Origin of the sequence: Neptunomonas sp. XY-337 (assembly GCF_004959845.1) — a bacterium.
Lineage (GTDB): Bacteria > Pseudomonadota > Gammaproteobacteria > Pseudomonadales > Balneatricaceae > Neptunomonas > Neptunomonas marina.
Genome location: NZ_SPLL01000004.1, coordinates 374,546 through 395,551 on the forward strand (window position 1 = coordinate 374,546; position 21,006 = coordinate 395,551).

Genomic DNA, 21,006 nt, shown 5'->3' on the forward strand with positions numbered 1-21,006 from the left:
TATTACAGTGAGCCGTACTTCTTACGTAGATGCTGGCGCACCAGCTCGGCAAGCGTATTGACGACAAAGGTAAACAGGAACAGTACGAACGCTGCTAAGAACAGAATGCGGTAGTGGGTACTGCCGACCTCTGACTCGGGCATCTCGACAGCGATGTTAGCTGCCAGCGTACGCATACCCTCAAAGATGTTCATATCCATGATGGGCGTATTACCTGTTGCCATCAGTACGATCATGGTTTCACCTACTGCACGACCCATACCGATCATCAGAGCGGAGAAGATACCTGGGCTGGCTGTTGGCAGCACCACACGTGTCAGTGTTTGCCACGGTGTCGCGCCCAGTGCCAAAGAGCCATAGCTCAAGTGTTTAGGGACTGCAAAGATCGCATCCTCAGTGATCGAGAAGATCGTTGGGATAACGGCAAAGCCCATCGCGATACCCACCACGAGGGCGTTACGCTGATCATATGGAATCTCCAGACCCTGGCTGATCCATAGACGCATATCGCCGCCAAAGAGCAGAACCTCGATGCCATCGGAAATATTCAAACTAAACAGCACCGCGAGAATAATCACAGGCACCAGCAAAGCAGCATCCCAGCCCTCTGGAATAAGGAAACGGATGCGGTTAGGTACTTGCGCCCACACGAAGCCAAAGGTCACGATGGCGATAGGGACAACCATCAGGATCACGAATATGCCCGCTAACTGGTCCTCCATAAAAGGTGCCAACCATAGACCGGCCAAGAAGCCCAAAATAACCGTTGGTAGTGCTTCCATCAACTCGATGAACGGTTTGACCTTGCGGCGCATCGCCGGAACCATGAAATATGCCGTGTAGACAGCACCTGCGATGGCAAGTGGTGTACCCAGAAGCATGGCGTAGAACGCTGCTTTCAATGTACCAAACGCCAGTGGCATCAGGCTGTATTTGGGCTCGAAGTCATTATTTGCAGCAGAGGACTGCCAGATAAATTCGGGCTCTTGGTAACCTTCGTACCACACCTTCTCCCACAGTGCGCTCCAAGAAACATCTGGGTGCTCATTGTGGATGGCCCACAATGTCAGCATGTTGTTCTCTTCTACGAGCAGAGCGTTCGAGCGTGGCGCATAAGCGATGTAGTCTGCTTCACCTGAGGTTACGGCCTCTGTTAGCGCATTGCGGTGTGCCGTCGTGTTAAACAGGCGCAATGTACCGGCTTCATCAATTGAGGCGAAACCTTTGCGGCGATGCTCGGTGGAGATATCTACCACCGGTGAGCTACCACCTTCAAAGCTACGAATCTTCGTTAGGTGCCAATTAGTGTCCTGATCGCGCACCAAGAACCACTGGTCGATATTGCCTTGGTTATCGCCGATCAACAGCGCATTCCCACCTAGCAGCAATTGGAATACGGTGATTTCACCGCTGGTTGCTTCGACAACTTGCGATGTTTGTGGGCCATCGTCAGCTTGTAGATCGACAACCGCGACTTTGTTTTTGCCTGCGATCATTAACCAGCGGCGATCAGGCAGCTGGATGATCTTTTGAGCTTTGATGTTGAATGCCGGTAATTCGATAGACGACAGACTTGTCTCTACCTCGTCGGTCATCATGTTGACCTCAACGGATAGAATTGTCTGTGTCATACCTGTCGCATCACCACCGATCAAGCTCCAGTTCTCTTCATCGAACGCTACCGCTAGCTTATTGAGTGGCTTATCGCCGACACGAATAAGCTCGCTACCGACAGGGTATTCAATACTCGGTGTAATAACGCGCACACCGTCTGGGTAGGTCGACTTGTAGTCGTGCTTAAAGATGAGCGCTTCACCATTGCTGTAGCCCAGTGCAAGTAGATGCTGCGCCTCTGATATAACCGATAAGCTCGCGATCTCAGCATCAGCGGGGCGTGGTAGCGCTTGTTCTTTAAGAACGGTGCCATCTAACGTATTAAAAAAGACCGCTTGGCCTTGATCTGTAATACGAACGCCGATCTCAGCTTGCTCTTCCATAGAGAGGTAAAGCGTTTTGCCTTCACCCGGAGAGGCATAGGCTTCGACTGTACGGCCGTCCTGCTGCCAACGATCCATCGTTGCCGATTGGAACAGCGGAGCGACTTCGTATAGCAAGTAGAAGAAGATCAGTAGGATTGCGATGATCACGCTGATGCCGCCAAACGCAATACCCACAGTCGCAGATTTATCTTTCAATGCACGGAGTTTGCGCAGGCGTTGCTGTGCAGGTGTATTGAAATCGATTTGTGGAGTCGTGGTGTTTTCAGTGCTCATGGGAAATATCAGTCCTGGTGGAGCTATTCTGTGCCGCTAGGGTAATGATTCTTTGTGACACTAATGTTACAAGGCATACCTAACGACAAAAGGGAGTTCCTTGCGGAACTCCCTTAAGCTATTGATATAGCTATGTTTTGTCTGGTCTTATAGACCTAGTTGAGACATTTGCTTCTCAACAACTTTCGCTGGTAGTGGGATGTAGCCGTCTTTCACAACAACTTCTTGACCCACTTTAGCCATAACCATCTTCAGGAACTCACGCTCCATTGGTGGCAATGCTTGACCAGGCTTCTTGTTAACGTAAACGTACAAGAAGCGAGATAGTGGGTAAGTACCGTTTACCGCATTTTCAGGTGTTGCTTCTACGAATGCTTGACCTTCTTTCTTAGCCAATGGCAGGGCACGAACAGAAGATGTTTTGTAACCGATGCCGGAGTAGCCGATACCGTTCAAAGATGTGGAGATCGACTGTACAACCGACGCAGAACCTGGCTGCTCGTTTACGTTGTTTTTGAAGTCACCTTTACATAGTGCTTTCTTCTTGAAGTAACCGTAAGTACCAGATACTGAGTTACGACCGAACAGTTGGATGCTCTTGTCAGCCAAAGAACCCTCAACACCTACGTCACCCCAAGTGCTTGCTTCTGCTTTTGCGCCACACTTACGTGTAGAAGAGAAGATCGCGTCAACCTGTGGGATAGATAGACCTTGGATAGGGTTATCTTTGTGCGCGAACACAGCGAGTGCGTCGATTGCTACAGCAACCGGTGTTGGCTTGTAACCGAATTTTTTCTCAAACGCTTCGATCTCTTTGTCTTTCATCTTACGAGACATAGGACCCATGTTTGATGTGCCTTCAGTCAATGCTGGTGGCGCAGTAGAAGAACCCGCTGCTTGGATCTGAACGTTAACGTTTGGGTAAGTACGCTTGAACTCTTCTGCCCAAAGCGTCATTAGGTTAGCCAGTGTGTCAGAACCTACGCTAGACAGGTTACCGGAAACGCCAGATGCCTTGTTGTAAGTTGGCAGATTTGGGTCCAGCAGGTCTGCAGCGTTAGCAGTCATGCAAGTCGCAGAAATGGCAGCAGCTGCGATTAACTTCTTCATTGGTTTCATCATGTGCTCCAGCAGAGACGAGTTGTTTTAGTTAAGTTGGGCTCACTATAAGAGTGCTTTGTGACACTAATGTGACATGATGAAATTTTTGCTGCGGGTGATCTCCTAACTATAAGCGCAGCTGACGCTAAACTCGCGTCGCAATATGGGGAGGGTTGGCGTAAACTGATTGAAAATCATAACCCTAAATAGATACAGGGACTTTGTAGTAGTCGTGAACGAGATTGATAGCGCACAGGATGAAACTGCTTTGCAGCAACCTGAAGGTGAGTTAACGCTGAAGCGCCCCGCAGGGGCTGATGCCACCAATATGTTTGGTGATGTCTTCGGTGGTTGGGTGTCTTCACAAGCGGTGCTTGCCGCTGAGATGCGCGCGGGTGCGGTGACAGAAGGCCGAGTGGCGACTGTCTCAACCGGCGGCATGGAGTTTTTCTCGCCAGTGCTGGTGGGGACTATTCTGAGCTTCTACACCCAGGTAGTGGAAACCGGTACCAGTTCAATCCGCATCAAAGTTGAAGTATGGGGCCGCTGCCCGGATGGCTCGACACGCCGAAAAGTGACGGAAACCGAATGTGTGCAAGTTGCCATCGATAACAGTGGCCATATTCGGGCTTTCTCGGCGTAACCGCTATTAGAGGCGTTGCCAAATCAACAGTTGATTATTCGCTGGCATCGCCACGTCGACTCGCAAAGCAAAACCATGCTGCTCTGCTAGTTGAGTTACCTGCTCGAAATCGCGGATACCGCTTTCGCTATCACGTGCTTTGAGCCAAGCATCAAATTCGCGGTTGCTCTCGGATGTATAGCTGTCTCGATAACGAAACGGACCATAGATAAAGAGCCAACCTCGGCGCGATACCGCACGGCCTGCTCCTGCAAATAGCGCTTCTACCTCTTTCCAGCTCATGATATGCAAACTGTTGGCACTAAACAGGGCGTCGTATTGCCGTGTTGGCCAGTGGCTTGATACATCCAGCTCTATGGGGTGTGGCAGTGAGCTAATTCCGTATTGCTCAAGGTTGATTGAGAGCGCATCCAAGTACTGCTCACGATCGGAAGCTTGCCAAATGAGATGTGGGTGCTGGCTAGTAAGAAAAATAGCGTGTTGACCCGAACCACTGCCCACTTCAAGCACTGAGCGGACGTTGGGCAAGTATGCATCAAGGTGAGTGGCAATCGCATACTTGTTGCGTTCGCAGGCTTCGCTATAGTTGAGCATTGATTCAAATTTCAGTTGGTATTTTAAGACGCAATTCTGAGAGGGATTTTATGAATATATCCTGACTCATTGGGTTAGCCTAGCGTAAATACCCTGAATTTGTTGCAAATCGGCATCATAGTCGCCGGTTGGGTAGAAGGCTTGCGCAATCCCGCCTACTTTACGCTTGTAATCAATGTAACCGAGCAAAATTGGCACGTTGCCCTGCACGGCAATATGGTAAAACCCGCTTTTCCAGCCTTTGACCGCCGAACGGGTACCCTCGGGTGCCATAAGAATGCGCAATGACGCATCCGTCTCAAACAGTTGTGCTGTTGTGGTGACCGTATTATGTGACCGAGAGCGATCAACAGGAATTCCTCCCATCCAACGCATCAGCCCGCCAAAAGGAAACTTAAAGATGGAATCTTTACCCATCCAAAAAAGCGGCACTTTTAGCTGAAATGCGATCATCAAGCTGAAGGGAAGATCCCAATTTGTCGTATGCGGTGCGCCAATAATGATGCAGCGCGGAGTATCTGCCGCGTTAATACCTTTTATCTGCCAGCCCAACAGCTTTAGTGCTGTTGCGGAAACCGCGCTGATGAGTGGCGTGATAACGGGAGTCGAGAAGATCGTATAACGCGGCATAACGACTTACGCTTTACCTGATTTTGCTTCAAGCTCAGCTTTTTTCGATGTTTGTACAAAAGAGAGCGTCTCTTTGTACTTGTCTGCGATAGCGTCGATACCTTTAGGTGTCAGGATGCCTTCGTTGCCAGCGACAGAATAGGTCGTGTAGACACACGATGCGCTCATCATCGCAGCTGAAACGATCTCGATGCTGTAGCCTTCGTTCTTCATCTGGTTAGCAAGAGCAACAAACTTGTTAGTTAATTCTGCGTGCTCACCACGGGTGTTTTTCTTAGACAAGGTCTCTCTCCGGTAAATCGTGAAAATAGCGCTAAATTGTCGCTGAAAGTCGCCTCTAATAGCAAATGACTTTCTTGCTATCTAACAGTATGCTGGCCGTCACATTGACGAGAACTAGGTAGCAGGGGATAAACATGGAGCGGCTAATTGGGTGGATAGAGCAGCGTTGGCCAATGCTGACCGTTGCTTTGTTGATGCTAATTACCACGCTTTCATTGTGGCCCGTTGAGCAGCTACCGCAGGGCGTACCCGGGAGTGACAAATCCCATCATCTCATCGCTTACATGGCGCTGGTCTTGCCACTTGCGTTGCGCCAGCCACGTTACTGGTGGTGGGGTGTTGCGGTACTTTTTGGCTGGAGCGGTATGATTGAGCTGATCCAGCCTTATGTCAATCGCTGGGGGGAGTGGCTGGATCTGTTTGCCAACGGTGTTGGTCTGCTGTTGGGATGCACGATTGGCGTTATGCTGAAACGTTACCAGCACAACGCCGCAAAAGTGCGCTAGATCGGCTCAAGCTTCGCAAACCCGACCACTAACCACTTGGTGCCTTCGTCATCAAAGTTCACATGCACCCGCGCACGCGGACCGCTACCTTCACAGTTCAACACCACGCCAACCCCAAAGATCGGATGCTTCACGGCTTGTCCGACATAAATAGCAGGCGTGTCGCTCGTTTCCTCAACATGGTTGTTGAACTGATTGACCTCGCGACGATCGACAGCGGCCATCGGTCGGCTGATCGTGGCATTGAGGCGTACTTCTTCGATCAGCTCAATAGGAATCTCTTGGATAAAGCGCGAAGGGCGGTTGTAGTTATCTTGGCCATGCATACGGCGGGCTTCGGCATAGGTTAGGTAGAGCTTTTGCATCGCACGGGTGATACCAACATATGCCAGTCGGCGCTCCTCCTCTAAGCGGCCGGGCTCTTCGGCAGACATGCTGTGTGGGAACAACCCTTCCTCCATACCGGCGAGGAATACCATTGGGAACTCAAGGCCTTTGGCGGAGTGTAGAGTCATCAGTTGAGTGCTGTCTTTGTGCTCTTCCGCTTGCGCATCGCCAGCGTCCAGCGCTGCTTGATCAAGGAAGGCTGCCAGCTCGGTGGTGTTCTCTTGGGCTTCCATAGTGGCTTCCCACTGACCGCTAAACTGCTTCGCGGCGTTGACCAACTCCTCTAAGTTCTCAATACGGGATTGGCCCTTCTCGCCTTTCTCTTTTTTGTGATGGTCAATCAGACCGCTGAGCTCAATTGCATGGTCGGTTTGCTCATGCAGTGTTGTGCCTGCGGAGTCTGTATCGATCTGATTGATCAGATCAAGGAAGCCTTGTAGCGCGTTTAACGCACGGGCTGGCAGCTTTTTGTATTCAACGACTTCGCTGGCAGCTCGCCACATTGAGATGTTCTCGGCGCGTGCATGTTCGCGCACAATATCAATGGTGCGCGTACCGATACCGCGCGTCGGAACGTTAATCACGCGCTCCATGGCGGTATCGTCATTGCGGTTCGAGACCAGTCGCAGGTATGCCAGCGCGTTCTTAATTTCTAAGCGATCATAAAAGCGGTGACCGCCGTAAATTCGATAAGGAACGCCTGAGCGTATTAACGCTTCCTCAAGCACCCGAGATTGAGCGTTGGAGCGGTATAGGATCGCCGTATCGCTGAGCATATTGCCATCAGCTAGCCACTTTTCGATCTGGCCAACAATAAAGCGGGCTTCGTCCTGCTCATTGAAGGCAGCGTATAAAGAGAGTTTCTCGCCATCGTTGCCGTCGGTCCAAAGCTCTTTGCCCAAGCGCCCCTGGTTGTTGGCAATCACCGCATTCGCGGCTTTCAAGATACTTTGCGTTGAGCGGTAGTTTTGCTCAAGACGGATCGTCTCGACGGCGCCAAAGTGTGTCGGTAGTTGCTGAATATTCTCGATGCGAGCACCGCGCCAACCATAGATAGATTGATCATCATCTCCCACGGCCATCAATTTGGGTTCGCTACCGCATAGTAAGCGTAACCACGCATATTGGATGGCGTTAGTATCTTGGAACTCGTCAACGAGGATATAGCGAAAACGCTCTTGGTAGTGGCGCAACAGGGACGGGTTTAGGTCGCGCAGCAACTCTAAACAGCGCAGTAATAACTCGCCAAAGTCGATCATGCCACCACGGTCGCAGGCCTCTTCGTAAGCCTCGTACATACCAATCATGGTTTTGGTGTGTGGATCGTTTGAGCGTTCGATGTGACGGCTGCGTAGTCCCTCATCCTTTTGCGCGTTGATATACCATTGGAATTGACGTGCAGGCCAGCGATTCTCATCTAGATTCGCTTCCTTGCAGAGGCGTTTGATCAAGCGAAGCTGATCATCACTGTCCATGATCTGGAAGTTTTCATTGAGGTTCGCATCTTTCCAGTGCGCACGTAAGATGCGATGCGCCAATCCGTGGAATGTGCCAACCCACATGCCATTGGGGTTAACACCCAGTAGCTCTTCGATACGCCCGCGCATCTCGCGCGCTGCTTTATTGGTGAAGGTTACCGCCATGATGGAGTAGGGGGATAGCCCCTCGGTCTGTACGAGCCACGCAATACGGTGTACCAAAACGCGGGTTTTACCGGAGCCGGCCCCAGCTAACACCAACAGGTTCTGAAGGGGAGCGGAGACCGCCGCGCGTTGTGCGTCGTTTAGACCATCAAGTATTTCTGTAACGTCCATTAAAATTCGCAGTGCTTATCGATTAATAACTAACTAGGCAGGTAGATCAGTGGGTTGGTTGATACGCTGCAGCAAGATGCGCTTGAGCTCGTCAGGATCCTTGATCACCATGTCACCACCTTGGCGATTCTCTTGAGCGATACCACAGGCCGGAATCAAACGAGACAGCCAGAAGCGCATCGCTGCTGTACGTGCCATTTGTGGCCACGCTTTGTGCTCATCGTCTGTGAAGGGGCGTATTTTGTGGTATGCCGCTAGCAATGCGGCTTCTCTCTCAAGGTCGATGGAACCGTCGGGGCGTGTGCACCAGTCGTTCGCTACGATGGCTAGGTCAAACAGCCAAAATGCAGTGGCTGCGTTGTAGACATCCAATATGGCGGAGACCTCTTCGCCTTCGAATAGCGCATTGTCATGGAAAAGGTCGCCATGAATAATGCCCATCGGCAGCCCCCAAGGTTGCTCGCGAAGCTCATCAAATAGACGGACCTCTTGCAGCAGCAACTCACCCTCTTCACGGCTCAGGTGGCGTTGAATGTTATGGCTCTCGCGGCGCCACCAAAATACGCCGCGATGTGCTTGGCGACGCAGGTAGAAGTTTTCACCGGCGATATGGAACTGCGCTAGCTGCGCACCGATAGAGGCGCAGTGCGCGGGCGTTAGGTCGGCTTGGGCGACGTGATGTCCGTAAAAGCGCGGTTGCAACAGCGCAGGGCGGCCATGAATCTTTTTCAGCGCAATGCCGTTTTGATCTTGGAAAGGCGAGGGCACGGCAAGCCCGCGCTCGGCCAGCCAAGTGGTGAGCTCAACGAAGAAGGGCATGTCATCCATGCCGAACTCTTCAAAGATGGTTAATACAAACTCACTTGTCGTACCGGCTTTATCCAGTGTGACGAAGTAGTTGGTATTTTCGATACCGCCTTCGATGCCTTTATAGGAAACCAGCTGGCCCAGATCAAACTGCTCGACCAGGCTCTGCATCTCATTGTCGTTTAGTTGAGTGTATACAGCCACAGAATTACCAACGGAAAATGACCCATTTTGGGAGTAATAAGGAGGACTCATCGAAACGTGCGAATGAGCCATCATCAGAAGGCACCAGATAGTAAGGCTTTCCGACAGCCGGAACCACCTTTATTTCTTTGAGCTGCCCGCCAATGCGGTACTCATAATAGGTCTTATCTTCTTTATAGCTGATCCGAATATCTGGCTCGCCTTCGTCCGGATCGCCGGGAATACCAGTAGCGGAGACTGCCAGCGGCAGCGAGAGGGCCAGAATCATCAATAAACGTTTAATCATCGTCTTTACTCATTGGTTGGCTGCGCCAGATTGACTATGATTGTGGGCTTGGAAATCGCTGCTGTAAAGCGCCTGCAACTTTTACAAACGGATAGATCATGACTCAAAATGCTGCCCCTCTCATCTTAGTTGATGGCTCCTCATACCTTTACCGTGCTTTTTTTGCCTCTCAGCAGGCGGACCTACGCACGTCAGATGGGATGCCAAGTGGTGCGATTCGTGTCGTGACATCCATGCTACGTAGTTTGATTAAGCAGTACGCGGATGCCCGTATCGCCGTGATCTTTGATGCCAAGGGCAAAACCTTCCGCGATGAGTTGTACGCAGAATACAAAGCGAACCGACCATCCATGCCAGATGATCTGCGAGCACAGGTTGAGCCAATCCACAGCATTATTCGTGCGATGGGGCTGCCCTTAATCGTTGAAGAGGGTGTGGAAGCTGACGATGTTATCGGCACCATGGCACGCCAAGCGAGCGCAGCCGGTATCGAGACTGTGATCTCCACCGGCGATAAAGATATGGCCCAACTGGTGGATGAGCACGTTACCTTGATCAATACCATGACGGATACCACGATGGACCGCGCGGGTGTTGAGGAGAAATTTGGTATTCCGCCGGAGCTCATCATCGACTACTTGGCGCTGCTTGGCGATAAAGTCGATAACATTCCGGGTGTGCCAGGTGTGGGTGAGAAAACAGCGCTCGCTCTATTACAAGGTATTGGCGGTCTGCAGGCGCTATATGAGCGTTTGGATGATATCGCGGCGCTGGGCTTTCGGGGCTCCAAAACAATGGCGAAGAAGCTGACGGAGCATCGCGAGATCGCCGAGTTATCTTACCTACTAGCAACGATCAAAACCGATGTGCCACTAGACTTCACGCTCGATGAGATCGGCACGCCGCAGCCAGATAGCGCTGCGCTGCTGGCGCTGTTCCAGCAGTACGAGTTCCGCAGCTGGGTACGCGAGTTAGAGGGCGATAGCGGTGCGACAGAAACAGGTGAGCAGCCGGCGGCACCGGTGCAGACGAACTATGAAGTGATCACCGATATGGCGCGTTTCGATGCTTGGCTAACGCGTTTGCAAGCCGCTGAACTGATCGCCTTTGATACAGAAACTGACCGGCTTGACTATATGGAAGCGCAGCTGGTGGGCGTCTCCTTTGCTGTTGAGGTGGGTGAGGCGGCTTACGTGCCATTCGGGCACGATTATGTCGGTGCTCCAGCTCAACTGGACCGTGATGTGGTGCTCGCAAAGCTGAAGCCACTGCTGCAGAATGAATCGTTATCTAAAGTGGGTCAGCACATCAAGTTTGATATGAATGTGCTAGCCCGGTATGACATCGCCATGCGTGGCATCGCTTTCGATACCATGCTGGAGTCGTATGTACTGAACTCCACGGCCACGCGCCATGATATGGATAGCCTTGCTGATAAATATTTAGGTGTGAAAACGGTCTCATTTGAAGAGATTGCAGGCAAAGGTAAGAAGCAGCTGACGTTTAACCAGATCGATCTGGAGCAAGCAGGCCCTTACGCTGCTGAAGATGCGGATATCACGTTGCGCCTGCATCACGCGATTGCGCCGCAGTTAGACGCAGAGACTCGCCTTACTGAGGTGTTCACTGAGATAGAGAAACCTCTGATTCCTGTGCTGTCGGGTATGGAGCGCACCGGTGCGCTGGTCAATGCGGATCTATTGGGCAAACAAAGCCTAGAGATAGAGACACGCTTAACCGCCTTAGAGCGCGAAGCGCATGAGCTCGCAGGGGAGCCTTTCAATTTGGCTTCCACGAAACAGCTACAACATATCTTGTTCGAGAAGCAGGCGTTGCCGGTGCTTAAAAAGACACCGAAGGGTGTCCCCTCAACGGCAGAGGAGGTGCTTCAAGAGCTGGCGCTGGATTATCCGCTACCTAAACTACTGCTAGAGTACCGTAGCCTGAGCAAGCTGAAATCTACCTACACGGATAAGTTGCCGCAGATGATTAATCCAACGACGGGGCGCATTCATACGTCCTATCATCAGGCCGTCACAGCGACCGGGCGCCTCTCCTCAACAGACCCTAACTTGCAGAACATTCCAATCCGTACCGCGGAAGGCCGTCGTATCCGTCAGGCGTTTATTGCGCCAGAGGGCTACCAACTTGTGGCTGCGGACTACTCTCAGATTGAGCTGCGCATCATGGCGCACCTGTCGGGCGATGAGGGGCTGCTAAACGCGTTTAATCACGGTGACGACATTCACCGCGCGACCGCGGCAGAGGTGTTCAAAACCAGTATCGAGCAGGTCAGTACGGAGCAGCGCCGCCGTGCTAAGGCGATTAACTTTGGTTTGATCTATGGGATGTCGGCGTTTGGCTTGGGTAAACAGTTAGGCATTGGCCGCAACGAAGCGCAGGAGTATATCGACCACTACTTTGCGACATATCCTGGCGTGCAGCGTTATATGGAAGAGATCCGTGAAAAAGCGCGTGAGCAGGGGTATGTAGAAACCGTGTTTGGCCGTCGACTCTATCTGCCTGCTATTAATGCACGTAACGCCATGCAGCGCCAAGCGGCAGAACGCACCGCGATTAATGCTCCGATGCAAGGCACAGCTGCGGATATTATCAAGCGCGCGATGGTGCAGGTGGATGCGTGGTTGCCAAACAGTGGCTTTGATGCCCGTATGATTATGCAGGTCCACGATGAGTTGATCTTTGAAGTAACAACAGATCAAGTTGATGAATTTAAAGCAGAAATTGCTCATAAAATGCAGCAAGCGGCGGCGTTGGCGGTACCTTTAATCGTTGAAGCTGGCGCGGGCGACAATTGGGATCAGGCCCACTAGAGGAAAATAATTGGTTTTTTTTTGATCAATTGGGGAACTAACAAAAAAGGGTGTCGTCAATAAGAAGACACATCTTATCGTTCCCCTCCTAGTGTTCAGTAGTAAAGATGTGTGGGTTGCAGCAGGACGCCTTAGCCCCAGGCAGTGTGCTTTTTCCCCTTCCGCACATGTCTGGGTGCTAGTTTTTTTACTCCGGCTCGCTAGGTGCCACCGTTTCCGAGTGATCCGCACCCTCTTCTTCAGCTAACAACCAATCATTCAAGCGATGTTGAAGGACGTCGATGCCGCTGCGTTTTAGCGCCGAGAAAGGCTGTACGGATACGCTATCTCCCAAGAGCGCAGTGAGCTCTTTGCGAAGCTTAAGTACGGTGGATTGGGCGGGGCCCTTTTTCAGTTTGTCCGCTTTGGTGAGCAACACATGCAGTGGCACACCGGTGGTCGCACACCAATCAACCATCATCTGATCGAACTCTTTCATGGGATGGCGGATATCCATGACGAGTACGACGCCGCGCAGGCACATGCGTTCTTGGAGATATTGATCCAAGTGCTTCTGCCAGTGAACTTTCATCGCCACCGGCACTTTTGCATATCCGTAACCCGGTAAGTCAACGATTCGTAACGACTCATGATTGAGTGTAAAGAAGTTAATCAGCTGAGTTCGGCCCGGCGTTTTTGAGGTGCGAGCTAACTTGGAGTTGTTGGTTAATGCGTTAATCGCACTCGATTTGCCCGCATTCGAGCGGCCAGCGAACGCAACCTCTGCTCCCTCGTCAGGAGGGCATTGGCTCAGCTTGCTGGCACTTGTTAAAAAGTGTGCGGCATTGTAATGGATCGTTTTATTGATATGGGGCATATACTTTAGGTTACCGAAAAGGGCTGGCTACACATTAACCGTTCCAGTTTATAGGGATATTAAGTTATAATGCCGCCAAATTTTACCCGTGAATAGAGTCAACCTCTAGCAGATGGGCATAATAAAGGTTTACGTTGGTGCTGTTTTTGCCCAGCAATAAACAGTAAAAACATCCATTTTAAGATGACAAGAGTCTAGGTTAATCATGAACAAATTACTGATCAGCTTACTGTTAACCTTAGGTATAACGGGCGTAGCGAACGCAGCAGGTGATGCCGCTGCAGGACAAGGAAAAACTGCAGTATGTGCTGCCTGTCACGGTGCTGACGGCAACAGTGCAATTGCCAACTTCCCAAAACTAGCTGGCCAGAATGCTACATATCTGGTGAAGCAGCTCCAAGACATCAAATCAGGCGACCGTAAGATCGTTGAGATGACGGGCCTGCTGGATGCAATGAGCGATCAGGATTTAGAAGATATCGCGGCTTACTATGCGAGCAAAAAAGTGCAGGGCGGTAAGGTTGCACAAGACCAACTTGAGCTTGGTCAGCAAATCTATCGCGCAGGCCTAGCGGCTAAAGGTGTACCAGCATGCACAGCGTGTCACGGTGCCAATGGTCAAGGTATCGCATCTGCTGGCTATCCTGCATTGAGCGGTCAGCATGCAGATTACACTGCTAAGCAGTTGAAAGACTTCCGCGTATCTGCACGTAACCAAGATCCGCAAGCAATGATGCGTGATGTCGCTGCTAAACTGAGCGATGTTGAGATCAAAGCGGTATCTAGCTACATTCAAGGTCTTTACTAAGCGAGCGGCTTAGACCTCAAGATGAAGGCAGCTACGGCTGCCTTTTTTTATGAACGAAGGAACCCTTTTGTGTGGCACCGGTCACAGAGGTGTCCAAGAATAATGATCGGAGATTATCGATGTTTAAAAAACTGTTGTCAGCTGTTGTGTTAATTGGCGCAAGTTTGGTTGCACAAGCTGAAGAGTTTGAAGCAGGAAAGCACTACGAAGTACTGCCGACAGCGGTTAAAACAGCCGACCCATCCAAAGTCGAAGTTACCGAGATGTTTGGCTACCCATGCCCACATTGTAATACGTTTGAACCACTGCTAGAGAGTTGGGTTAAACAGCAAGCAGACGGCGTTGACTTTAAGCGTATTCCGGTTGTGTTTGGCCGTAGCTGGGAGCCGATGGCTCGCGCTTACTACACGGCTGAGCTGCTCGGTGAAGTTGAGAAAACTCACCAAGCGATGTTTGACGCGATTCACCTGCAGCGCAAACGCTTCCGTGATTTAGAGGCACTGGCTGATTACTATGCCGATTTAGGTGTCGATCGCGCTAAGTTTGAAAAAACCTTCAACTCATTTGCAGTGAATACTAAGCTTAACCAAGGCGATTCTAAGGTGCGTAGCTACCAGATTGATGGTGTTCCATCGATGGTTGTGAACGGCAAATATCGCATTACTGCAGCGATGGCTGGTGGTCAGCAGCAGATGTTAAAAGTCGTTGATTACTTGGTCGAGAAAGAACAGCAGTGATTTGGACGCGACATAGATACAAAAAAGCCGCTTCAATAGCGGCTTTTTTGTATCTGTATGATCGCTAATCTAGCCCGCGAAGAACCTTTGGACTAACATGAAGCTGGGCATGTCAACGTCTTTAGTCTGAGGCTGTAGAGTGAATAAGGAAACGATCGACTGGAAAGCGAAGTATAAGGAAGCGGCGCAGGAGCTAGAAGCGTACGAAAATGACCAAACTGCGCAGCAACTTAGGCAGCTTGCGACCCGTCTTAGTGTTGGCATTTCTGGCCAGTCTCAGGCGTTGGATGATGCGCTTAATGCGCTTCAACCTCACTTACAACCTCAGCAATCTACAACGCGGCTGCCCAAGTCAGCACTCGACCAAGTTGATCGGCAAATTCGAGCACTAGACCAACAGCGAGCAGCTTCTGGACAGGCTATTTTAGAAGCCGTTTCCACCTGGATTCGCCAGTTGAAGAGTTATCTGACGATGGAGTCCTCTCTATCGGAAGCGCTGCTGATACTTGAGCGCACTGCACCGGTGCAGCTAGAAAGTAACTATCAGCTGCCGGATGTTGTTGCTGAGCTTGTCGATTTGCAAGGTAAGCTAATTACAGAAATCGCAGGTGGCCCAAGCCAAGATGCTCCGACGGATATTGATCTGGCGCCGGTTGAAGCCGAGTTAGCAAGCTTGGTTGATCTTTTAATTTTGAGCGACTCAGCTCGCCAGCAGGCGAACCGTATTGCGGCGAGACTGCGCGAGGGGTTAACCCTCCCCGTCCTTGTAGACGCCCTAAAAGAAGTGGTTGAACTCGCGCGCGCTGCGCATACCTCCACGAACGAAGATTTCGAAAACTATCTCATTAACCTGAATTCACAGCTGGCTGAGGTGCAAAGCTTCTTGCAAGAGAGCTTCTCTGAGCAGCAGGTGGCGGGAGATGCGCACCGTTTGTTAGATCAAAAGGTGCGCGAGGATGTTGGGCAGATTCAAAGCGCGGTCAAAAGCTCTATCGATCTAAGCGAGCTTAAGCAGTCGGTTGCGACGCAACTGGCCGGTATTGTCGAAGCGATGGATGAGTTTCGCCGTAATGAAGAGCAGCGTGATACGCGTATGCAAGAGCGTTATGACTCACTCATGGCCCGCGTTGCTGAAATGGAGCTAGAAACTCAGCGCGTTAAAACACATATGGAGGAGGAGCGGCAAAAAGCGCGCACTGACTCGTTAACAGGGTTACCCAACCGTGCCGCGTACGATGACCACATGCGCAAAGAGTTTGAACGTTGGTCCCGTTACCAGCAGGGCTTTTCTGTTGCGGTGGGCGACCTTGATTACTTCAAGCGCATCAATGATACCTATGGCCACTTAGCGGGCGATAAGGTATTGAGACTCGTTGCACGTGTTTTATCACGCAATTTGCGCAGCGCAGACTTCATTGCCCGTTTCGGTGGAGAGGAGTTTGTTGTGTTAATGCCATCGACTAAAGCCAGCGAGGCTCAGACAGGCATCGACAAGCTACGCGCCGCCATTGGTAAAAGCCCGTTTAACTTTCACGGTAAACCCGTCACGATCACTATGTCATTTGGTGTTACTGAGATCCAAGCTGGTGATACGCCAGATCAACTTTTTGAGCGTGCGGACGGTGCACTGTATCAAGCAAAGCAAGAGGGACGAAACCGCGTCTGTGTTGCTTAGGCTTTACCTTATTAGCGATAAGGGGCACACTTTAGGCCGCTCTTCATCGCCGTCGATTTTTAGGATTTTTCAGTGCGCCGCCTAACCCGAAGTTTAAAAATAGCCCAAACCTTTATCCGTTATCGATTGGATACCTTTCTTGAGGAGCTGCCACTGCCGTGGTACTTGCGCTTCTTGGTGCTGATCTTGCCGTGGCGTTTATTTATTAAGGTAGAAGCTCCGCGCGCTGAGCGCCTAAGGTTAGCGCTAGAGTCTTTAGGGCCGGTATTTATTAAGTTTGGTCAGATGCTATCGACGCGCCGCGATCTGCTGCCAGATGATATTGCCAATGAGCTGAAGCAACTGCAGGATAATGTTCCGCCTTTCGATGGTCAGCAAGCACAGCGTATTATTGAGAAGTCGCTTGGAGCACCGGTCAGTGAGCTGTTTTCTGAGTTTGATACACAACCGCTAGCCTCTGCTTCTGTTGCACAGGTACATCTTGCGAAGCTACCGGATGGCGCTGAAGCGGTAGTCAAGGTCATCCGTCCTGGTATCGCCAAAACCATACGCAAAGATGTCGCACTACTCTTTACGCTTGCTCATATTATTCACGCATTGTGGCGAGAGGGTCGCCGACTGCGTCCTGTCGAAGTGGTCGCTGAATATGAGCAAACACTGTTAGATGAGTTAGATCTGCGTAAAGAGGCGGCCAATGGCTCGCAACTGAGACGCAACTTTGAGGGTTCCGACGTCCTCTATGTGCCAGAAGTGTATTGGGATCTAACCCGTCAAAATGTCATCGTCATGGAGCGTATTCGTGGCATCCCGGTGGCGAATGTTGATGAACTGGTAGCACAAGGCACCGATATGAAGAAACTAGCTGAACGGGGGGTAGAGATCTTCTTTACTCAGGTGTTCCGCGATAGCTTCTTCCATGCGGATATGCACCCTGGAAATATTTTTGTATCGCGTGATAACCCGCAAGAACCGCAATATATTGCTGTGGACTTCGGCATTATTGGTTCTTTAACCGCGGAAGATCAGAGTTACCTTGCACGTAATTTCTTAGCGTTCTTTACACGAGACTATCGGCAAGTAGCACAGCTGCATATTGATTCGGGTTGGGTGCCAGCAGATACCAATGTTACCGCATTTGAAACGGCTATTCGCAGTGTCTGCGAGCCGTTCTTTAATAAGCCGCTAAAAGATATCTCTTTTGGCCAAGTACTGCTGGGATTATTTCAGACGGCTCGCCGTTTCAACATGGAAGTCCAGCCTCAACTAGTACTACTACAAAAGACGCTGCTGAATATCGAGGGGTTAGGCCGTCAACTTTACCCAGAGCTCGATCTTTGGCAGACAGGTAAGCCTTTCCTTGAGAACTGGATGAAAGAGCGTATTGGCCCCAAGGCTGCCTACGCAACCGTGAAGCAGCAAGCGCCTGATTGGCTCGATAAGATGCCACAAGTACCGCAGCTCGTTTTTGAGGCGCTCCAGAGTGTTAAGAGCCAGCCTTTGAATGAGCTGCGCAATCGAGAAGCGCAAAAGGTGAAAGAAGCGACTCTTCGTCAGCGTCGCGTGAAAAGTCGCGTAATCGCAGCCCTTTTGATCGTTGCAGGGCTATGGGTTGGACATGAAACGACGCGAGAGCTCATTGAGAGTATTTCGTTAATGGGTTGGGCATTCATAGGTATTGGCAGCTACTTTGCTATGCGTGCCTGAGCCCTAAGTCGCAGGCGGTAAGATGGAGCTGCAAATGGGCTTCCGGTATGCTTGCACGATATTGAGTATCCAGAACAGTAGAAAAGATGATGACAGACAGCTGGCTAGCACAGGTAAAATGGGATAGTAATGGTCTCATTCCGGCCATTGCTCAGGATTACCAAACCGGGCGTATCCTCATGGTTGCTTGGATGAACGAAGAAGCGTTGCGCCTTACTGTTAGCGAGCAGCGAGCAATTTACTGGTCTCGGTCGCGCGGTAAACTCTGGCGTAAAGGCGAAGAGTCCGGCCATGTGCAGCGCTTACATGAGATCCGTTTAGACTGCGACAGTGATGTACTTTTGCTCGATGTTGAGCAGTTAGGTGGTATTGCTTGTCATACGGGTAGAGAGAGTTGTTTTTATCGTGTACTACGTGATGGCCAATGGGAGAGTGTTGATGAGGTGCTCAAAGACCCAAAAGCGATCTACAGCGGGAAAGAGAAGTAATGTCAGACGTATTGCAGCAACTTGATCAAATTCTTGAGGCACGAAAGCAGGCCAGTAGCGATAGCTCGTATGTCGCCAGCTTACATGCGAAAGGCTTAAATAAAATCCTAGAGAAGGTAGGTGAGGAGTCTGTTGAAGCCATTATTGCTGCGAAAGATGCTCAGCATAGTGGTGACAATAAAGATGTCATCTACGAAACCGCCGATCTGTGGTTTCACAGCCTAGTCATGCTTTCCCATTTAGGGGAGTCATCGCAGGCTGTCTTAGATGAGTTGGCGCGACGCTTTGATATGTCGGGCCTCGAAGAGAAAGCAAACAGACAACAAAAATAACGGCCATTCCTGAGTGGTAGGCTGAAGAACTGGAGGACAGTATGGGCATTGGTGGAATTAGTATTTGGCAGCTAGTCATTGTTCTAGGCATCATCATTCTACTTTTTGGCACTAAAAAGCTACGTAATTTAGGCGGTGACCTTGGTGGTGCAGTTAAGGGCTTTAAAAAAGCGATGAAGGAAGAGTCTGCAACCGAAGCAACTGACGAGAAAAAGATCGAACAAGACGCAACATTTAAAGCGGCGGATGAAACGGCGACGAAACAGCAAAAGCCGAATGATCAGCAGCAATCCTGATTTAAACGCCTATGTTTGATATCGGATTTGCAGAGCTATTAATGATTGGCGTTGTTGCGCTGGTTGTGCTCGGCCCTGAAAAGCTACCCACAGCTGTACGCACTGTGGGCTTGTGGGTGGGCCGTGCTAAGCGAACAATTAGCAGTGTTCAGAGTGAAATATCAGAAGAACTCCGAATGGATGAACTGCGGCGCACAGCAGCGATCCAGAAAGAGGAGCTGGACAAAGAGCTTGCAGAAATGAAGCAGCCCTTTAACAGTGCGTTTAGCGAGGAGTCACCTATGGCGCAAAGTGTCGATCAGGTAGAAAAACCACAGCCAGCCGACTCGCCTAAAGTCTCTCAAACCACAGATTCCGACAGTAAAAGTTCTAACGCATGAGCCAGCACGCCGAAACTGACCAAGAACAAACCTTGGTGTCTCACTTAGTAGAGTTACGGCAGCGCGTAATGCGCATGTTAGTTGTCGTGCTCGTCATCTTCCTAGGGTTGTTCTATTTTGCTAATGACCTTTACGAGTATCTGTCCGCTCCACTGACTGCGCTACTTCCTGAAGGCACAAGCATGATCGCAACGGATGTTACATCGCCGTTCTTTGCGCCTTTTAAACTGACCCTCGTTCTGGCTATTTTTGCAGCGGTCCCGTTTATATTGCACCAAGTATGGAGCTTTATTGCGCCTGGCCTGTACAGTCATGAAAAGCGTTTAGCAGTTCCATTACTTGTGTCGAGCATCTTCCTTTTCTATGCAGGGGTCGCATTTGCTTACTTTGTGGTCTTCCCACTGATATTTGGCTTTTTTACTAGTGTAGGGCCGGAAAGTGTTGCTGTTATGACGGATATCAGCAGCTATTTGGATTTTGTGCTGAAGCTATTCTTTGCATTTGGCGTTGTTTTTGAAATACCGATCGCCACACTCATGCTGATATGGTCGGGAGCCACTACGGCGGAGAGCCTAGCGGGCAAAAGAGCGTACGTTATCGTTGGGTGTTTTGTTATCGGTATGCTTTTAACGCCGCCGGATATTATCTCCCAGAGCTTGCTGGCAATACCCATGTGGTTATTGTTTGAACTAGGTATTCTGCTATCACGCTTCTTTGTCTCCAAAGATGACGAGCTTGATGATGAACTAGAGAGTGCAATGGCAGAAGAAGAGAATAACCAAAACTAGCCTTGCTTAATCTGTATTGCATAACGCCCCACTGGGGCGTTTTTTGTATCTGAAGTGGTTGTTTTTTGTTCGGTTTTAAATGGTTTTGTGTGTTTTTTAACCGGTTTTGACGTTTTTTTGAGTTTTTTATTAAAAAGTTGAAATAAGTGTTGACGGCAGAAGGGAGGTCTCTATAATACGCCTCCACTCGCTGAGGGAGTCACCGAAAGGACGACAAAGACAACGAGTCATAATGAAGATAACATGTTGTTTTAGAACATCTTTTTAAGTATCTTTGTTATGCGGTGTTTAACCGGTTTTAGTTTGTTTTCAGGTGTTGGCTTCGAAAATAAATTAAAAATAAAGGTTGACATCGAGGCGGGGTTCATTAAAATATGCGCCTCACTTGAACGGAAACGTTCAACGCTCTTTAACAGATTGGTCAGATAATTCGTGTGGGCGCTTGCCAGAACGAAGCTACAAAAAGCTTTATTCAGGTAAGCAACCAAGTGAATTCATTAACATACGTTTTATGAAGTAATTTGTTAGCGAACCTGAGTCAGATTTGGTTATGCATGTTGTTGTTTGCAGTAGCATGACGT

Annotated in this window: 21 protein-coding genes; 12 read left to right on the top strand and 9 right to left on the bottom strand. The window is 50.2% G+C overall.

Annotated features, from left to right (window positions below):
- Positions 1–2: 2 nt before the first annotated feature.
- Together E4L36_RS11745 and E4L36_RS11750 are read right to left on the bottom strand one after the other, a co-directional pair.
- Entirely contained in the window at positions 3–2,273 is a 2,271-nt protein-coding gene (locus tag E4L36_RS11745; RefSeq protein ID WP_136680766.1) for an ABC transporter permease subunit, read from the bottom strand.
- Between the two features lie 147 nt (positions 2,274–2,420).
- Positions 2,421–3,392 carry a phosphate ABC transporter substrate-binding protein PstS family protein gene (locus E4L36_RS11750; protein WP_136680767.1) on the bottom strand — a complete coding sequence of 324 codons (972 nt, stop codon included), beginning with the start codon at positions 3,390–3,392 and terminating at the stop codon, positions 2,421–2,423.
- 214 nt (positions 3,393–3,606) lie between these two features.
- Here E4L36_RS11750 and E4L36_RS11755 point away from each other — a divergent pair, with 214 nt between their 5' ends.
- A complete protein-coding gene (locus E4L36_RS11755; protein ID WP_240656934.1) occupies positions 3,607–4,017 on the top strand; it encodes a hotdog domain-containing protein in 411 nt (136 codons plus the stop codon).
- Between the two features lie 6 nt (positions 4,018–4,023).
- Here the strand turns inward: E4L36_RS11755 and E4L36_RS11760 are convergent, their stop codons facing one another.
- From E4L36_RS11760 to E4L36_RS11770, 3 genes are all read right to left on the bottom strand, one after another.
- Positions 4,024–4,611 (bottom strand): DUF938 domain-containing protein, encoded by a 588-nt coding sequence (locus E4L36_RS11760; RefSeq protein ID WP_136680768.1) that lies wholly within the window; start codon positions 4,609–4,611, stop codon positions 4,024–4,026.
- 66 nt (positions 4,612–4,677) lie between these two features.
- On the bottom strand, positions 4,678–5,241 hold the full coding sequence (locus E4L36_RS11765; protein ID WP_136680769.1) for a lysophospholipid acyltransferase family protein: 564 nt from the start codon (positions 5,239–5,241) through the stop codon (positions 4,678–4,680).
- Between the two features lie 6 nt (positions 5,242–5,247).
- A complete protein-coding gene (locus tag E4L36_RS11770) occupies positions 5,248–5,523 on the bottom strand; it encodes a DUF3144 domain-containing protein (protein WP_206052630.1) in 276 nt (91 codons plus the stop codon).
- Positions 5,524–5,657: 134 nt separating this feature from the next.
- Between E4L36_RS11770 and E4L36_RS11775 the strand changes: the two genes are divergently transcribed.
- Positions 5,658–6,029 carry a VanZ family protein gene (locus E4L36_RS11775; protein ID WP_127693663.1) on the top strand — a complete coding sequence of 124 codons (372 nt, stop codon included), beginning with the start codon at positions 5,658–5,660 and terminating at the stop codon, positions 6,027–6,029.
- On the opposite strand, the gene uvrD is transcribed toward E4L36_RS11775, so the two are convergent.
- The 3 genes from uvrD to E4L36_RS11790 are packed head-to-tail and all read right to left on the bottom strand — an operon-like array spanning position 6,026 to position 9,527.
- Positions 6,026–8,230 carry a DNA helicase II gene (gene uvrD / locus E4L36_RS11780; RefSeq protein ID WP_136680770.1) on the bottom strand — a complete coding sequence of 735 codons (2,205 nt, stop codon included), beginning with the start codon at positions 8,228–8,230 and terminating at the stop codon, positions 6,026–6,028. The two genes, E4L36_RS11775 and uvrD, sit on opposite strands and share 4 nt — an antisense overlap.
- A 33-nt stretch (positions 8,231–8,263) precedes the next feature.
- Positions 8,264–9,292, bottom strand: a complete 1,029-nt coding sequence (locus tag E4L36_RS11785; protein ID WP_276317500.1) for a homoserine kinase — start codon at positions 9,290–9,292, stop codon at positions 8,264–8,266.
- Complete coding sequence (locus tag E4L36_RS11790; RefSeq protein WP_127693666.1) at positions 9,246–9,527, bottom strand: DUF2782 domain-containing protein; 282 nt, start codon at positions 9,525–9,527, stop codon at positions 9,246–9,248. Before E4L36_RS11790 ends, E4L36_RS11785 begins: the two co-directional genes overlap by 47 nt.
- Before the next feature lie 98 nt (positions 9,528–9,625).
- On the opposite strand from E4L36_RS11790, the gene polA reads away from it, so the two are divergent.
- A complete protein-coding gene (polA, locus tag E4L36_RS11795) occupies positions 9,626–12,361 on the top strand; it encodes a DNA polymerase I (protein WP_136680771.1) in 2,736 nt (911 codons plus the stop codon).
- Between the two features lie 187 nt (positions 12,362–12,548).
- Here polA and yihA read toward each other — a convergent pair whose 3' ends face one another.
- Positions 12,549–13,217 (bottom strand): ribosome biogenesis GTP-binding protein YihA/YsxC, encoded by a 669-nt coding sequence (yihA, locus tag E4L36_RS11800; RefSeq protein ID WP_127693668.1) that lies wholly within the window; start codon positions 13,215–13,217, stop codon positions 12,549–12,551.
- Positions 13,218–13,422: 205 nt separating this feature from the next.
- Between yihA and E4L36_RS11805 the strand changes: the two genes are divergently transcribed.
- The 9 genes from E4L36_RS11805 to tatC all read left to right on the top strand — a co-directional run bounded on the left by E4L36_RS11805 (position 13,423) and on the right by tatC (position 20,425).
- Entirely contained in the window at positions 13,423–14,025 is a 603-nt protein-coding gene (locus tag E4L36_RS11805; protein ID WP_136680772.1) for a c-type cytochrome, read from the top strand.
- A gap of 119 nt (positions 14,026–14,144) precedes the next feature.
- A complete protein-coding gene (locus E4L36_RS11810) occupies positions 14,145–14,762 on the top strand; it encodes a thiol:disulfide interchange protein DsbA/DsbL (RefSeq protein WP_136680773.1) in 618 nt (205 codons plus the stop codon).
- Between the two features lie 139 nt (positions 14,763–14,901).
- Positions 14,902–16,437 (top strand): GGDEF domain-containing protein, encoded by a 1,536-nt coding sequence (locus E4L36_RS11815; protein ID WP_136680774.1) that lies wholly within the window; start codon positions 14,902–14,904, stop codon positions 16,435–16,437.
- A gap of 72 nt (positions 16,438–16,509) precedes the next feature.
- Positions 16,510–18,141: a ubiquinone biosynthesis regulatory protein kinase UbiB gene (gene ubiB / locus E4L36_RS11820; protein WP_136680775.1), complete on the top strand. Its 1,632-nt coding sequence runs from the start codon at positions 16,510–16,512 to the stop codon at positions 18,139–18,141.
- An 89-nt stretch (positions 18,142–18,230) separates the two neighbouring features.
- The gene (hisI, locus tag E4L36_RS11825) at positions 18,231–18,629 is read left to right on the top strand and encodes a phosphoribosyl-AMP cyclohydrolase (protein WP_127693706.1); all 399 of its coding nucleotides are present in this window, start codon (positions 18,231–18,233) and stop codon (positions 18,627–18,629) included.
- Positions 18,629–18,961 (top strand): phosphoribosyl-ATP diphosphatase, encoded by a 333-nt coding sequence (locus tag E4L36_RS11830; protein ID WP_127693673.1) that lies wholly within the window; start codon positions 18,629–18,631, stop codon positions 18,959–18,961. Before hisI ends, E4L36_RS11830 begins: the two co-directional genes overlap by 1 nt.
- A gap of 41 nt (positions 18,962–19,002) precedes the next feature.
- Positions 19,003–19,257, top strand: a complete 255-nt coding sequence (tatA, locus tag E4L36_RS11835; RefSeq protein ID WP_136680776.1) for a Sec-independent protein translocase subunit TatA — start codon at positions 19,003–19,005, stop codon at positions 19,255–19,257.
- Between the two features lie 11 nt (positions 19,258–19,268).
- Complete coding sequence (tatB, locus tag E4L36_RS11840) at positions 19,269–19,637, top strand: Sec-independent protein translocase protein TatB (RefSeq protein ID WP_136680777.1); 369 nt, start codon at positions 19,269–19,271, stop codon at positions 19,635–19,637.
- Positions 19,634–20,425 (top strand): twin-arginine translocase subunit TatC, encoded by a 792-nt coding sequence (gene tatC / locus E4L36_RS11845; RefSeq protein WP_136680778.1) that lies wholly within the window; start codon positions 19,634–19,636, stop codon positions 20,423–20,425. The genes tatB and tatC overlap by 4 nt, the downstream gene beginning before the upstream one ends.
- Positions 20,426–21,006: the final 581 nt, after the last annotated feature.